This window comes from Rothia mucilaginosa (assembly GCF_019334805.1).
Taxonomy (GTDB): domain Bacteria; phylum Actinomycetota; class Actinomycetes; order Actinomycetales; family Micrococcaceae; genus Rothia; species Rothia mucilaginosa_C.
Genome location: NZ_CP079822.1, coordinates 2,125,286 through 2,141,455, shown reverse-complemented (window position 1 = coordinate 2,141,455; position 16,170 = coordinate 2,125,286). Strand labels below are relative to the sequence as shown.

At 58.6% G+C, this 16,170-nt stretch carries 9 protein-coding genes; 3 read left to right on the top strand and 6 right to left on the bottom strand.

Translation table 11 applies throughout. The annotated features are described in order from the left end of the window. Positions 1-1,135 precede the first annotated feature (1,135 nt). Both LPB405_RS08465 and LPB405_RS08460 read left to right on the top strand, forming a co-directional pair. Positions 1,136-2,035, top strand: coding sequence for a DUF6318 family protein (locus LPB405_RS08465; protein WP_219101258.1), 900 nt, complete (start codon positions 1,136-1,138; stop codon positions 2,033-2,035). A 334-nt stretch (positions 2,036-2,369) separates the two neighbouring features. After that, a complete protein-coding gene (locus tag LPB405_RS08460; RefSeq protein WP_219101256.1) occupies positions 2,370-3,323 on the top strand; it encodes a DUF6318 family protein in 954 nt (317 codons plus the stop codon). 236 nt (positions 3,324-3,559) lie between these two features. On the opposite strand, the gene cobA is transcribed toward LPB405_RS08460, so the two are convergent. Together cobA and nirB are read right to left on the bottom strand one after the other, a co-directional pair. After that, positions 3,560-4,471 (bottom strand): uroporphyrinogen-III C-methyltransferase, encoded by a 912-nt coding sequence (gene cobA, locus LPB405_RS08455; protein WP_049352392.1) that lies wholly within the window; start codon positions 4,469-4,471, stop codon positions 3,560-3,562. Between the two features lies 1 nt (position 4,472). Then, on the bottom strand, positions 4,473-7,142 hold the full coding sequence (gene nirB / locus LPB405_RS08450) for a nitrite reductase large subunit NirB (protein WP_219101254.1): 2,670 nt from the start codon (positions 7,140-7,142) through the stop codon (positions 4,473-4,475). Positions 7,143-7,687: 545 nt separating this feature from the next. Between nirB and nirD the strand changes: the two genes are divergently transcribed. Continuing rightward, positions 7,688-8,014 carry a nitrite reductase small subunit NirD gene (nirD, locus tag LPB405_RS08445; protein ID WP_005505749.1) on the top strand — a complete coding sequence of 109 codons (327 nt, stop codon included), beginning with the start codon at positions 7,688-7,690 and terminating at the stop codon, positions 8,012-8,014. A gap of 102 nt (positions 8,015-8,116) precedes the next feature. On the opposite strand, the gene LPB405_RS08440 is transcribed toward nirD, so the two are convergent. The 4 genes from LPB405_RS08440 to LPB405_RS08425 form a co-directional block, all read right to left on the bottom strand. Then, positions 8,117-8,857 (bottom strand): sirohydrochlorin chelatase, encoded by a 741-nt coding sequence (locus LPB405_RS08440; protein ID WP_044150367.1) that lies wholly within the window; start codon positions 8,855-8,857, stop codon positions 8,117-8,119. An 83-nt stretch (positions 8,858-8,940) separates the two neighbouring features. Further along, a complete protein-coding gene (locus LPB405_RS08435) occupies positions 8,941-11,754 on the bottom strand; it encodes an HtaA domain-containing protein (RefSeq protein WP_219101252.1) in 2,814 nt (937 codons plus the stop codon). A gap of 196 nt (positions 11,755-11,950) precedes the next feature. Then, on the bottom strand, positions 11,951-13,558 hold the full coding sequence (locus LPB405_RS08430; protein ID WP_219101250.1) for an enoyl-CoA hydratase: 1,608 nt from the start codon (positions 13,556-13,558) through the stop codon (positions 11,951-11,953). A 338-nt stretch (positions 13,559-13,896) separates the two neighbouring features. Next, positions 13,897-15,726, bottom strand: coding sequence for a hypothetical protein (locus LPB405_RS08425; protein WP_257604909.1), 1,830 nt, complete (start codon positions 15,724-15,726; stop codon positions 13,897-13,899). Positions 15,727-16,170 lie beyond the last annotated feature (444 nt).

Sequence of the window (16,170 nt, the reverse complement as noted above, 5' to 3'; positions counted from 1 at the left end):
CCGGTTCTACTGGGACTACATCTCTTCCGCTAAGACACCCTCGCCGCAGCGATTGGCGGGTGCCCGCAGGTGCGGTCCGTTCTTCCGAATTGCTCGCCGGTGATGGCCGGGTCGTTGCAAACACTAATAGTTTATGTGGCTTTTGTGTCTGTATGCAACCCCGCGGGGTGTGGGTTTGAACAGCACTTTTCTGATGCACCAATGCTGGAGGCGTAAAACAGAATGGTTCTTCGTTCGGCGATATCTAGAGCGAGTAGGGGGCTTAAGGGGTCTTGCCTCACCCCGCACTCGGGCGTGTTTAAGGATGTATGTTTTTACATTCCTTGCGTGTTGCTTTAAGTGGGATTCGATTTTTTCAGGGGAGCCCATGGAATTACCCCCAGTGCAACCACAAGATATAGGGTGAACACCGATGTAATTCCACTAGATATTCACCTCTGCAAGTTTTCATCCCCTCAGTATTCCGTGTGGGAACCGGTTTTTCCGGATGGTTCAGCAATGCATAGCGGGTGAATAGAGTGCATATTTGGGGATTGCCGAGCGGGTTTCCCCTTATTGAATCGGGTATTTCTTCTGGACTATTGAAGACTTCCTTACGGTCAGAAGATTAAACTAAACACCCTCCTCTCCCCCGCCTTTTGGAAATACTGAGGCGCAGCTCTTTTATTTTTCAAGTCATAAATATGACCGAAATCACTTAGCTCGACATGCGCGCAACCCCCTCGCCAAGTAGTCGCCTCCATCACATAACTCCTCACCAGCAGGGGGCAGCCGTAATACTTTACAGTGATTGATATCTTGAATGCCCCATAGGCTCTCAGGGATTACTAAGGTGCTTTTTCGTGCATTTTGAGCTCAAAATAGTCTAAAATGAATCGTGTAACACATCAATGATGATTCGATAACATCTACCCTCTCACCGGGGCGCGACCACAGCAGTCTCAAAGATGAGTTCACCAGTACCTCTAGCCCACGGCGTGAGGTACACCCGAGGTCACTTCCGGACAGGGTCTGAAACCGCGGCATTTGCCCGAAGTTTTCACCCCTTTCACGACCTCATCCAACACGCCATACAACCACGCGCCCGCCGCCGGGTGCCCCGAGCCTGCCTCGGAAAAAATCAAGGAGTTCACCGATGCTCTCACCCGACCGCTCTTCGAGTACCCGTTCCGCTACTTCCCGCCTCTTAAGCCGCCGCACCCTGCTACTCGGTGGCGCGGTTTCCCTCATGGCTGGTTGCGCCTCCGATATTCGCCCACTGAGCGAAGAGGCAAAAGCTAAGGTAGGCTCCCCCGCCCCTTCCGCGAGCGCTTCGGCAAGTGCTTCAGCACATGCCACAAGCAGCTCGTCCAGTGCGGCACGCGTACCCGTCTCCGAGGATGCGCTGGTCGAGGGCTGGCAGAAGTACCCCGGACCCCTGAAGCTGACCGGCGAGTACATGGGCGAGTACCAGCCGGCAACTGCTTCTTCCCCGGCGAAGAACGTACCCAAGCCCCTCAAGAGCGTTCCGCACCGTGAGGAGCCGACCTTCCAGGGTGCCTACGAGACGTTGCGTGCCTACTACAGCGCCCAGATCGCCGCACTCAAGGACGGTCGCTACGCGGATCAGGCGATTGAGCTGACCTACCCGGCTGATAAGAGCGCCATTGATGAGGTCAAGGCGGTCAAGGAACTGTACGAGAAGAACGGCTGGTACATGGAGTTCACATGCAGCATTTCCATGCGGAATACCGAACCGGACAGTGCTGTGAAGGACGGTGACGGCTACGTAGAAATCTTGGTGGACTCCCAGTATTCTGCCACCGCCATCCATCAGCCGGATGGCACCGAACGCAAGGTTCCGGCGATTACTCAGGTATCCGTTTCGCACATCATGCTCTACACCGAGGGTAAGTGGTGGCGAATCGGCAACGATTATCTGAACGAGCGTCTGAATGGCGGCAAGGGCTCTTCCGCCTCTTCTGGTTCCGGAGGTTCCAGCTCTGCCGGTTCTAGCGGTTCTTCGTCCTCGGGCCGAGGCTCCACTAAGGTCTAAATCCGGCAAAGTCTAATTCCGGCGAGGTCTAAACTAGCCCCGTTTCATCAATTTCATACGCACTAGCCCAAAGTCGTGACGGTACACCCCCTGCACCTCACCGACTTTGGGTTATTGCGTCTTAAAGACAATGTCCAGGGTTTTTTGACGAAGTTTTAAAACCAGTCTTCTATAGTAAGAAGTGGATACTTCATACCGCCGCAGTTCACGCTCCGGCACACCCGTATCCCGGTACCCCCCCTGTACCGCGCACCATACAAAACGATGAGGAAGAGTCTCTCGTACGCATCGCAGCGTTGCGAGTTACCTCGATCAACCACTTTCAGGAGATACCATGTCCTTCCGGCCGAGTGCACACACCAGCTTCTCTGCTAACGACCGAAACGGATTGACCCGCCGCACCGTTCTTTTTGGCGGTCTGACCGCCGGTGCTTTGACTCTAGCAGGATGCGCCTTCAACAAGGATATTCGCCCCACCGGTAGCGGCGACACTTTCTCCGGCTCCCCGAGCGCCTCTCCCTCGGCGTCTGCGTCGGCTTCGCCTTCTGAGTCTGCCTCGGCTTCGGCATCCGCTTCGTCTTCGTCCTCGTCAAGCCGTAACAGCGCGAAGATTATTCCGTCTGACGAGTTCTTGAAGGACTATAAGAAGTACATTGGCGACGTCAAGTACGAGTACAAGCCCGCCATTGCGCACTATGTTGAGCCGACCGACACCTCCCCCGCGAAGAACGTTCCGATCCCGGTCATTGATACTGTGGCTCAGCGTACCGTCTCCCTCGAGGGCGCCTACAAGACCCTGGCTGCTTACCAGAGCGCGTATATTGCCGCGATGTACAACGGCGACCTGCAGTACCTCAAGGGTCTGGTCCACGGCGCTGACAGCGGTCTGGTCAACAACCTGAAGGCTATCGCTAAGCTCTACGCTGCGGGCGGTTGGACTAAGGACTACGAGAGCAAGCTGAGCATCCGTGACGATCTCGATGCGAAGGCTCTTGCCTCTTCCGATTTGGCTGTTGTGGCGTTCCCCTGCCGGGATGTTGTCAAGGAATACACCATCTACCAGAAGGGCACGGGTGAGCCTCAGAAGGCAAGCACCCTGGATGTCGTGATTTACGTGGTGTACGCCGAGGGCAAGTGGCGCGTGACTAGCCGCGAGTACTTCGTGTCGGAGTACAGCGACCGATTCCGCCAGGTCTTTGAGGGTCCCTCCTCATCGGCTTCGGCAAGCAAGTCCAGTGGCTCCGGTAGCTCCGGCAGTTCCGGCAGCAGCAACGACTTCAAGATCTAGGCGCTGAGAGCAACACCCCTGACGAAAGCGGGGCGGGTATCAGTTGATACCCGCCCCGCTTTCGTATGTTTTTGTGCCGCGGCGCTCCCGGCGCCACTGCGCCTGTGCGCGCCTCAGTCGCCCAACATCTAGCATCTACGCGCAGCAATAACAGCAGGCACAGCAACAGCCCCGCCCCTTGGCAACTAGGAAAACCAAGGATGCGGGGCCGTGCAATACTATCTGGCGCACCGCCTCTAGGAGGTGGAACGCTCACGCAGACGCTCGTGAACCTCGCTCACAAAGCGGTTCTGATTATCGCGAGCATAATGCACGACCTCACCGATGACGGTAATAGCCGGCGCCTTAACCGATGCGCAATCTACCTGAGCGTTCTCAAGGGTCGTGACAGTCACGCGCTCCTTCTCAGAGAAACCGTTCTCAATGGTTGCCAGCGGCGTGTCAGCCTCAATCCCACGAGAGAGCAGAGACGCCACCGTATCGGGCAGGGTACGAACGCCCATCAGCAGCACCACGGTGCCCTGGGCACGCAGGGTCGCCTCAACCGCCGACACTTCGGTCTCCGACAGGCCGGAGTGACCAGAAATGACGGTGAAAATCGAGGATACCTTACGCAGGGTCACCGGAATCGCAGCACGCGCAGGAACCGCAATGGCGCTGGTAATGCCGGGGATAACCTCAGCCTCCAGGCCGGCGGCGATGCACGCATCCAGCTCTTCAGCGCCGCGACCGTACACGTACGGGTCGCCGCCCTTCAAACGCACCACGGTCTTACCCGAGAGCGCGTAATCAATCATGAGCTGCTGAATGCGGGACTGCGGAACAGCGTGCTTACCGGGAACCTTGCCCACATCAACGATGAGGGCGTTCGGTGCGTACTCGCCGTACTCCTGCGGGGCGAGGTGATCCAGAAGGACCACGTCCGCCTCGCTCAGGGCACGTGCCGCACGCAGGGTCAGCAGGTCAGCGGCACCGGGGCCGCCACCCACAATGTAGACCTTGCCGGGGTTCTCAGCAGGCTCGCCGGGCAGAAGAATGCCGCGTTCCGTCACGCTATCGTCCAGGCTGTGCCCGGGCGCCCCGCCCGCGAGTACTTCGTCGATAGTGGCGAACTCGCGGGGCGGGAACGGAGGAATCTTCGGGCACATACTATGCTGCCGGGACCGGGTTGAGGTCACTGGGCTTACCCACGGGAATCTTGGTACCGGTCAGCAGGACGGTGTCGGACTCGCCAGCTTCTGCCGCCGCAATTTCCTCGGGGGTTGCGGGGCGAATCTGCTCGCGCTCCAGCACGTACAGGTGCGAACCCTCGTCGCTGCCGTTGGGCTCGTTGATGAAGGCACGGAAGCGGCGCAGGCGGCGCTCGTCACGCAGGGTTGCTGCCCACTCGTCCTCGTAAGAGTCAACGTGACGCTGCATGTCGCGCTCCAGGTCCTCGCACACGCCCAGGGAGTCCTCAATGAGGACGGACTGCAGGTGTGCCAGACCGTCGCCGTGCTCCTCATCCAGGTCCTCAAGCCAGCGAGCGGTACGCTGCAGCTTGTCTGCGGTACGGATGTAGTACATCAGGTAGCGGTCAATGTAGCGGATGATGTCCTCGCTGGAGGCGTCCTTGACGAAGAGACGACCGTGAGCGGGGTTTGCACCACCGTTACCACCCAGGTACAGGTTCCAGCCGTTGGTGGTTGCAATCAGACCAACGTCCTTACCCTGTGCCTCAGCACATTCACGGTTACAACCGGAAACGCCGAACTTGAACTTGTGCGGGGAACGCAGACCGCGGTAACGGTTCTCCAGCTGGATTGCCATACCGGTGGAGTCCTGAACGCCGAAGCGGCACCAGGTCGAACCCATGCAGGACTTCACGTTACGCAGGGACTTACCGTATGCCTGACCGGACTCGAAGCCGGCATCCACCAGGCGCTCCCAAATGTAGGGCAGCTGCTCCAGGCGAGCGCCGAACATACCGATACGCTGTGCACCGGTAATCTTCACGTACAGGCCGAACTCTTCAGCAACCTCTGCGATGACGCCCAGCTTCTTAGCGGGGATCTCACCTGCGGGAATACGCGGAACGACGGAGTAGGTACCGTTCTTCTGCATGTTAGCCAGTGCACGGTCGTTGGTCTCCTGAATACCACCGCGACCTGCATCCAGGACGTAGGAGTTGCGGAAGGAGGAGAGGATCGACGCAACGGTCGGCTTACAGATTGCACAGCCGTCACCGCCGCGACCGAAGCGTGCCAGCACGGAGTCGAAGTCGTCCAGGTTGGTCAGGCGCACAGCCTCAGCCAGCTCTGCACGGGAGAAGTCGAAGTGCTCACACAGTGCCTTGGAGACGGTCAGACCCATCTTCTTCATCTGCTGTTCCAGAGTCTTCTGCAGCATCGGAACACAGGAACCACACTGGGTACCCGCGGTGGTGCAGGACTTCAGCGATGCAACATCGTGGTTGCCGTCTGCGATAGCCTCACGGACGGCACCGAAGCTGATGTTGTTGCAGGAACACAGGATTGCGTCGTCGGGCAGTTCGGTGTCGGGGATGCCGTCGCCGCCGCCAGCTGCGGTCAGGTAGACGTTCGGCTCAGCGGGCAGTTCGCGACCGAGCAGGGGCTTGAGGGAGTCGAAGGGAGCGGTGTCGCCGACGAACACGCCACCGAGCAGGGTCTTTGCATCGCCGCTGGTCACAATCTTCTGGTACATGCCGCGTGCGGGGTCTGCGAACAGAACCTCGAGGCAGCCCTCAGTGGTGCCGCGGCGGTCACCGAAGCCAGCCACCTGAACGCCGGAGAACTTCAGCTTGGTTGCGATGTCGAACTCTTCAACCTGAGCTTCTTCGTTGTCGTTGAGCAGGTTAGCTGCCACAGCATCAGCCATAGCGTTAGCCGGTGCAACCAGGCCCCAGGTGCGACCCAGCACGCAGGCAACCTCACCGATAGCCCAAATGTGCTCGTCGGAGGAGTGGCATGCGTCGTTGACGAGAATACCGCCGCGCTCACCCAGTGCCAGGTCAGCGTCACGTGCCAGCTCGTCGTTGGGGCGAATACCGGCACCGAAGACCACCATGTCGGCGGGCAGGGTGCGGATTTCTGCATCCTCGGAGGGAGAATCTGCGATGGAGACGGAGACGACGTTGCCGTCAGCGTCCTTGTTGATGCCGGAGATGTACACGCCGGTCTCAATCTCAATGCCGGTTGCCTTGATCTGGGCGTTCACGGCGTAACCGCCGCCCTGGTCAACCTCAACGGAGAGCAGCCAGGGTGCCACGTCCAGGATGGTGGGCTCTGCGCCCAGGTCCTTCAGACCCTCAGCTGCTTCGAGGCCGAGCAGACCGCCACCGACGACGACACCGCGGGGTGCGCGGCCGAGGGTGGACTGCAGGCGCTTGACCTCGGAGACCATGTTCTTCACGTCGTCAATGGTGCGGAAGACGTGTGCGGCATCCGAGTTAAGAATGGGGATACGAACCGCGCGGGAACCGGTTGCGAAAACCAGCACGTCGTAGGGGTACTCGTTGCCCTCGGTGTCGGTGACGACGCGGCGGGTGCGGTCAAGCTTCTCTGCGCGGCAGTTGTTGACCAGGTTGATGTTCTCTGCATTCCACAGTTCGGGGTCGCCGAGGGTCAGGTCCTTCTCGGTGTCCTTGAAAATCTTCTCGATAGCAACGCGGTCGTAGGGGATGTAGGGCTCATCGTTGAGGACGGTGATGGTGTCCGCTGCGCGACCGGCAGCTTCAGCGCCTTCGTGGTACGCGCGTACAAAACGCCACGCAGCGGGGCCTGCGCCGACAACGAGAATGTTGCGGGGGGTGTGCGACATGGATTTTCCTTCCTAGTTGTAATGCAGGTAGTTCATGGCACTTATCTACCCTCAGTGTGCGACTGGATCGTGCCCGGTATTGGAACTCCTAGTTTCCGTACCGTTGGGCTCGTACCTGATGCGTACCGAGTAGTTGGAGCGCCCGCTTCTTTAGAATGCATCTGAAAATTACGAAACATTTTTGTGTGGGATTATGTTGTTTTCTTCAGGCAGTCAAAAGGCGTTTTAAACTACGACTTTTATCGTACACTCTAGCGCGGGGTCGAAGTATCGAAAATCCGTATTTTTTGGGAAAATTTTCCAAAAAATCCGCGGAATACCGGGCTGGAATAGGGTATTCTTACCTTATCTAAACCTAATTTAGGTAAGGCTAATCTATAAAATTTGAGATCATCTTTTAGGGTAAAAATAACCTTTAGCACCCTCCGCGTGCCCCATTTCCAAATGTGGGTTTCATAAGGTAAACTCCAAACAAAGAACACACGAACCGCTATTGTGTCCTGCACCCCGCGCGGCGCAGACCACCACTTCGAAAGGAAACCCCCATGGCTGAGAACTGGGTACGCATCTGCGCTGAATCTGACCTCGAAGAAAACTGGGGCGAAGTCGCCCTGGTCGACGGCTACCAGTACGCCATCTACAAGACCAAGCACGGCATCTTCGCCGGCGACCACCTCGACCCGCACAGCCAGGCACTGGTCCTCGCACGCGGTATCGTCGGCGAGAAGAACGGCAACCCCACCATCACCTCCCCCCTCTACAAGGAGGTCTACGACCTGACCACCGGCGAGTGCGTCTCCGACCCCTCCTACTCCATCAAGGTCTACCCCGTAGAGGTCCGCGACGGCGACGTCTACCTCAAGACTGCCTAAGCACTCAGCTACTTCAGCTACATACAAAAAACCTCGGGAGAATCACCTCCCGAGGTTTTTTGTATGTGCTTTTAGAAGCCCCAAACTAAATTGGGCGAACAGCTAGGCGGCGTCCAGCTGGGCGATAGCCGCATCCATGCGGTCAATAAAGCACTCCGCCACCACGGCAGCAGAAGCACCACCCTGCGCGTTCACCAGCGGCGCGGCAACCTTCACCGGCACACCGGTCGACTCAGCATCACGGCGCATCTTACCGGAGAAGAAACCCTCCGCCAGCAGGTAGGTCGCGGCAAACTTAGGCTGATGTTCGGCAACAACCTCGTGGAACTTCGGATCAATCGCGGCAATAAAGCCGTGATGTACCGGAGCGTTCAGCTCGTCAGCCAGCAGCTCAGCGGCACGGCTCATGTCCGCACGACCATCAGCACGAGAAGAACCGGCAGCACCCTGAACCACAGGGCCGTCACCGGGAGTCCAACCAGCCTCTTCCAGGCGGGCACGGGTCAGTGCGGCAAGGCGCGCATCCGGGCCCAGCGACTCACCAATGCTAATACGCTCAATACCGCTATTGCGTGCAGCACGGCGCAAATCCACCTGAGTGTGGAAGCCGGTCGACAGCAGAATCGGCACGATCACGCAGGGCTCATCATTGGGCAGGGATGCTGCGGCATCATCAACGCTGGGAGATTCCACATCCACATATGCGGCGTGGACACGGTACTCCACACCGTCATTACGCTGGGCAAGCAGGAACTTGATCTGCTCACGAATCAGCGTGATAGCTTCACGACCGGCGACCGAGTCAGTGCCGTGCGAAGTTGCGATTACATTCAGAATAGTCATATTTCCATTGTATGAAAGGAACACCCCGCTCCCCCACTCATGAACACGAGTGGCGAAGCGGGGTGTTGCACGAAGGCTAAATTTTAGCTCTTGCGGCGGCGAGCCACGACCAGTGCGGTACCCGCAGCCAGGGTGATAGCACCAGCTGCTGCGGCGAACATAGCGCCGGATGCGCCGGTCTGTGCCAGCTTCGAGGAGGAGCTACCGGAGGTCGAGGAACCACCTGCGGAAGAACCACCGTTAGAGGAGCCGCCATTGGAGCCGCTCACACCCAAGTTGTCGGAGGTGCCGGAACCTGCGTCAGAACCGCCGTTGGAGCCGCCCTTGTGGCCGGCTGCGTTCTGGTCGGCGGTGCTGCTCTCAGAAGCAGAAGCGCTCGCGGATGCAGACTCGCTCGCGGAAGCACTCGCGGACGCGGATGCACTCGCAGATGCAGACTCGCTAGCCGATGCGGTCACCGAAGCGCTACTGGAGCTGCTTGCGGAGCTCGATGCACTCGCAGAAGCGCTCGAAGAAGCAGACGCGCTAGCGGACGCCGATGCAGACGCGCTCACCGAGGGGGTCACGGCGGGAATGCTCGGAACCGCGGTCGGGGAAGCGCTCACCGATGCGCTCGGAGTTGCAGAAGGTGCTACAGAAGGTGCCACGGATGCGGTCGGCAGAGACGGCGAGGTGGGCTCCTCCGAAGGCACTGCGGTGGGTTCTGCAGTCTTGGTGGGCTCAGCGGTTGCGGAAGGCTCCATAGTCGGCTCTGCAGAAGGTTCTGCGGTCACGCTAGGCTCTGCAGTTGCCGAGGGCTCGACGGTCGGCTCAGCAGTTGCAGAGGGAACCTCGGTCGGTGCCACGGTCGGTTCTGCAGTCTTGCTAGGCTCTGCAGTCGGTGCCACGGTGGGCGCGACAGTCGGCTCAGCAGACTTAGTGGGCTCTGCGGTCGGTGCCTCGGTCGGAGCAACAGTCGGCTCCGCAGTGACGGTAGGCTCAGCAGAAGGCGCGGCAGTCGGCTCAGCAGTCGGTGCCACGGTCGGAGCTACGGTGGGAGCAACGGTCGGCTCAGCAGACTTAGTGGGCTCGGGTGCCGGGGTCTGTTCCGGTGCCGAGTTTGCTGCCAGGCGGTTCAGCCACAGCTGATCCTCGTAGGTGTTCGGGTTCTCGAAGCTGGTCGGGTAGATAATATCGCCGTTGGGCAGCTCGAGGGCGTTGTAGCCGCCGCTCTTGTCGGTCTTGCGCATCGAGGAGAGCACGACCTCGTTCACCTTGTTCAGGGTGTCATCCATGAACACCAGGCGGGAGCCGGAAGCATCCACCACAACCACGTTGCCCGCGCGGGTCAGGAACATGGTGGCAACCTCGGTCTTCTCGAAGCCCTCAAGAGTTGCGGACTCGCGGACCACGCTGAAAGTGCCGTTCTCGTACTTGAGGATCTGCACCTTACCGCCGTACCAGTTGTTCCAACGGTAAATGTAGCCCTTGGGGCTGACCAGGGTCGAGGGCAGGGCGGTGTCGTAGCCTGCGGGTGAAGAGTTCGGAACCAGGGACACGCCGTTGCTGCTCATGTGCAGCAGGTGACCCTTCTGAACCACCTTTTCGCCGGCCGCATCGTAGATGGAGGTCGACGGCGCGTACACGAAGCTGCCGTCGGGCAGCGGCGCGAGGGTCACGGTGTTATTGGAGAACGAGTCACCGTAGTACTCGTCGAGCGAGTAGGCGTTCACAACCTGCGGGTCGATAGAGTCGGGCTTCGGCAGAGCCTGCGAGGTTGCCTTGCCGGATGCGTCAATGATGGTCAGCTTGCCGCCGCCCTGGCCGTCAATACTGAGGATGCCCCAGGTGTTGTTGGCGGGGTTGTAGCCGATTGCCTTGACGGTGTTGGCGCCGAGGTCTACGTCGGAGTAGGTACCGGAGGAGACGAGCTTACCCTCGGCGGTCACGGTGTACAGCTCGGGCTTGTTGGTCTCGCTGCCGATGACGAGCATGCGGTTGCCGTCAGCGTCTACCGCGAAAACGCCCTTGATTGCCTTCAGGACGCCGGTGTCGGTCATCTTCAGGTTGGAGCTGGTCAGCACGGTGTAGGTGGTGTCACCGCTGAAGCTCGGGGGTGCCACGTGCACGATGTGGTTCTGGCCCAGACGTGCGGTGTTCTGGGGCTGGTTCACGCCCGCGCCGGTGTTGTAAGACTCGGCGACGCTGTAGGCGCTCTTGGGGGTGTTAGCTGCGCTACCGTTGTAGGAGATGCTCAGCGGGTCGAGGCTGGCGCCTTCGTTGTAGAAGTCAGAGAAGGCGTGGTTACCGTCGGCGGTCAGGTTCGCGGAGATGCCGCTGATGCTAACTACGCCGTCCTTCTCGCTCTGCTTGGCGGTGCCGGTGCTCAGGGTCGCCATCTTGACTTCCATGGGGCCCTCGAACTTGCCGGAAGCGTAGTTCTTGGTGCGCACGGTCATGTAGAGAGAGCCGGTGCCGTCAGCGAGGTTCAGTTCCACGCGGGGATTGGAGAAGGTGAGGTTCAGGGCGCAACCGGTTTCGGGGTCCTGACCTTCAGCGCAGTGGCCGGTGAACCAGAGGCGGCCGGCTGCCTGCAGGGTGACCTGCTTGCCGTCTTCAGAGACGGTGGTGGAGGTCGGGGTGAAGGTGAACTGCTTTGCGGTTGCGTCCCAGGCTGCGCCGTCGGTCATTTCGCGGGGCATACCGTTGTAGGACAGGAAGGAGGCGCGCACGCCCCAACCGAAGGATGCGCCGGCGGTTGCCTGGTCGCCTGCAGCGACATTCTGTGCGGCAACGTTCTGGGCAGCGATATTAATGTTCTCGGCGAGAACGGGTGCCAGGGGCAGGGCAACAGCGCCAGCAACGGCGAGGGCGCAGGCTCCCTTGGAGAGGCGGGTGCCAGATGTGAAAATCTTCATTGGTGTGTATCCATACTATCGACATTGTTAGGACAGGCTTACTATATCGATAGCGTGAGTATTTCTCAACATCAGGTTCCAAGAAACCGTTTTGTGACAAACCACCCCACAGCACACTGACAGGGCAATAAACCCACCCCGTACCAGCACACTTCAACAGGCAACAGGGGCCGCTACTCCCCCACCCCCTACGCGACTAATCCTTCTTCGAAGCATGCATACGTGACATACCCAAAGCACCCAGAATCAGACCGCCACCCAGGGTCACCAAAATCGGCAGAAGCGGCGAACTCTTATCCATGTTGCGGGTAATCTGCGCCTCCGTTGCCTTCACACCATTCGGCGATCCGGGATCAGTACGAACCTGAGAGGAAGAACCGTTCAGAATCGCGGCACGGCGAGACTGAGCCGCCGAATCGGTACCCGAGGGCAAATTAGACTCGGGGGTCGCCACCTCAACAGGCTGCGCCTCCCCGGTGCGGTACCCCAGCGCCGAGGAAGACGCGGTGGCAGGGCTACCGGCAGCGCGCGGAACAGAAATCGTGGCGTCATTAGTACCCGGAGCCATGGCGGTATCAGCCTGAATACCGCGGGTCTTAGACTTAGAACCCGCAGCGGGTGCATCCGCAGTCTCAGAGGCAGACGCGGAAGGTACAGTAACCGGCTTCTCCTCGTTCACAGACGAAGAATTGGACGATGATCCACCGCCCTCAGAGGACGCCTGAGTCACCGTAAAACGCACCGTGTTGAGCTGAAGGTTACCGTCACCGGCAGCGTCAAAAGCCGCCACCAGGTACGTCTTACCGATCTGTAGGGACGCACCGGGCACACCAATCACAGCCTCGAACGCACCCGCAGAAATAGATTCCGGGCCAACGTGCACAATGGCGAGCGCATCACCAACAGTGTTGCCATTGGTGTCGATTTCCATGACGATCAGGTCGTAACCCTTGTCATTCTGGGGGAAGTTCGTGGCACGGACCGTGACAGGCTTCGTATCATCCTGAGAGTCACCCTGCGAATCCTGAATAGACATGTGCGCCTTGCCCTTGCGCTGATTCATCGGGTCATACACGCTATTGTCTTCTGAGATAACGTACTGGCCAGAATCCTTGTTCTGCAGGTTGTCTACGGTACGGCGAACCGTGTCACCGTTCGTATCGGTGGACGACGTAGCGGTCGGCGAAGGCAGGTTTACCGCCTCGGGACTTGGGGTGGCACTTGCCTCAGCGGTTTCTGCCTCTTCACGCTCAATGTCGACCGGCGGTTCAGTAGGCTTTGCCTTACCGTTGCGCGGGTCAGCGGCCTCAACCAGGCGGTTCCCCCGCTCGGTGACAAAGAATTCGTAGGAGACACCGTGCGCGGTATCCTCCAGAACAATCACGTACACGACGTTAGAGTCCGTCGCCGGGCTCATCAGGAGGCGAAACTCCCCCTCCTTGGTCCCCTCAGCTAGGGTCGGGCTTTCCAGAACGGAGCCACCATACTCACCGGAAGGGGTGTAGAAGTTCACATCAACCAGAACGCTGGAGGCCTCCAGATCTTCAGGGAAACCCGTCCAACGTAGAAGGTAGCCACCATCCTTGAGCTGCGCCTTCATGGTGATGGTGGAGGCTGCGCCCTGCACCTGCTGATTGTCTTCAGCCTGGTTCGGGGTTGCGGTCAGGGTGGCGGTTTTTTGCACGGCAGAGTGGGTCGTGACGGGTGCTTCCGTTGCGACAGAGGGTACAACAAGCCCGCACTGAAGCCCCGCAACCAAAACGGTTGCGGTGACAATACGGTGCTTCGCTGAATAAATACTCATGCAATGCGTCTTTTCATGATGGAATTGTGCGTGCTACTGCCCATTCTTCATGCGCCTCAGGGAGCCTTTCGGGAGCGCCATACACCCGGATTTGTCGTACCATACTCCGCTTCATATTTCAGGTGAAGAAGACCTGACAATAGCTCGCATCTATTTATCGGTTATTTCAACCCTATCACGAACCTTAAGGTTTATTCACGCGAGGGTAGAGTTTTTTTGAACACCCTGAACGCACGACTCGCCCCCGCGATCTGCGCCAACAGATAGCGGGGGCGAGCATTCCTCATGAAACAACGAACATACTATGCGATGCCGCCAAAAAGCACGGATTAGGGGCGTTAGCCGCCGAGGACTCCCCTGCGGTGAGCCATCCACGCGGCACCAACCACCAGCGCCAAACCGGCGCCTCCAAGAGCCCAGAAAGCTACACCGTGCTGCGCAACCTCTTCACTAGCGGGAGACGCCGCCGAAGCTACAGCCTTCACGCCATCCTGACGATCAGCATTCGCGTTGGAGTGCACCTGGGTGGTATTCGAGTTCACCGTAGCGGAACGATTATTAGATTCCGAATGAACCACGGGGGTGAAACCCTTATTGCCATTACCAGAAGCTGCCGACGCCGCCTTTTCTTCATCCGTCAAAGCAGCCGAGTTCGCGGCAGCAGCGATAGATGCCGGGTCAGAACCCGAACTGTACGCCGAAATCTGATTGGTGCGAGTCGGCTCAAAAGCCGAACGCGGAGCTACCGTACGTGCCTGAGCCAAAGCCTGCAGAGCCTGACGCTGACGCTCAGCCTTCGCTTCCTTTGCCTTGGACATGGCGCTCACCGCATCCAGAGTGGAACGGGGTGCGCTCGCGGCAGACTGACCCGAGCCCGACTGGGTATCATCAGAACGAGTCGAGACGGCGCTAGTAGCAGCGGAGGGGCTACCCTGAGTGGCACCGGTCGCCTCGGCCGCATTGGCGCTGGGCGTGAGCGATGCGCTTGCATCCTGGCGAGGCGACTCATCTTTCGTCAAGGAGGTTGAGTTGCCGGTCGCCTCGCCACTGACCTTGAATCGCACCGAGACAACTTCTTCCGCATACTCAGTATCGTCCGCACGCACCAGGTAGGCGGTGTACACCGAGCCGGTCTTCAGCAGAGAGCCGGGCATGCCAATCTCTTCTTTGAACGCGCCATTCACAATGCGATCAGAGCTGATGTGCGTAATGGACAGCGCATCACCCTTATGGTTGCCACTCATGTCGGTTTCAACCACAATCAGGTCGTAGCCAGCCGCATTCGCAGCCAGACGCGCTGCACTGATAGTCACCGGCTTGGTTTCCTTATCGGAGCGAACCTCAGCATACGCAACCTTCAGTTCCGTAGCGCTCAGGGTCTGAATATCGCGAGAAGAGGTCGATCCGCCGGGGATCTGCTCCAGCTTCTGCGTGTGGGTTTCGGAGTTCGGGTTTTCAGCAGACTCGGAAGGCGCCTCAGTCTTAACCTTATCCCTGCTACCCTTCTGATCTGCAGCCTGCTGGTTCTTCTGCTCCTCTTCACGGAGCTTTTCCATCGTCTTCAGCTCGTCAATGGTCGGCACCTGGTGGGCGTTTTCCTTCTTGTCCACCATCACCTCGTCAGGGTCATCCTCAATCGGGATAGCGTGCGGAACGAGGGAACCCTCAGAAATCATGAATTCGCCATAGCCCTCGTCAGAGGTCGTCAGGTCCATGACGCTCATGGAGTAGTAGCCCTCCTGAGGCATCTGCGGCATCTCAAAGGTGACGAGCATCGAGCCGTCATTCGCACGCTCAACCTGCATTGCGGAGGGCTCGTAAGTGTCAGACCCAAGCAACGTGCCAGTGGCGTCGTAGTACTGCATTACCAGGTACACCCTAGAGGCATCGCCCACGTAGCCGCCCTCATAGAGGGGCACGAGCTTAATGGTTGCCTGACCGTCCTTGATGGACTGAATCTGAATCTCAATGGTATCGACCTCAATTTCGAGGTCTTCGTAGGGGCAGCTTGAATTAAATTCGCTATTAACCAGAGCCGCCAGGCAATCATTCACGTTAATTGCTTCAGCCTCTACTGCGGAGGCGCCAGGAAGCACAAAAGCGCTTGCACCTAAAGCGGCTGCAAGCGAAAGAGCATGAATGCGTTTCGGAAGTCGAGTGATAGTCATGTGCGCCATTTCGATCGATGTAGGCGCAAAGCGTGGACTAGGGAAGGCTCACCACAAGCCGGTGTTTCTATCCAAGTATTTGCGCACCAGTACGTCGGTTACACCCTAGCCTAACACGGATATTGCACTTAATGTTGCATTGCATTCACGTGCTAAAACCTTATGTCGCAGTAATTGCCGAAATAAAAGGGAATTAATTACTTTACTGAGATATAAATAACGCAAAATTCGAATGTCAAAATATATTCCCCAGAGTGCACTAAAAAGAGATTTTTACACCACCCCAAAGCGCACCAGACCACCGCGCAATAGAGTCAAACATCCGGGCACACAGAAGGCGCCCCACCAAACACGCACCCACACGGCACGCATCCAGCAGAACGCCTCCCACTCAACAAACTCCCCTACAGAGAGCCACGCCTCACAGCGCTAAGCAACAAATAG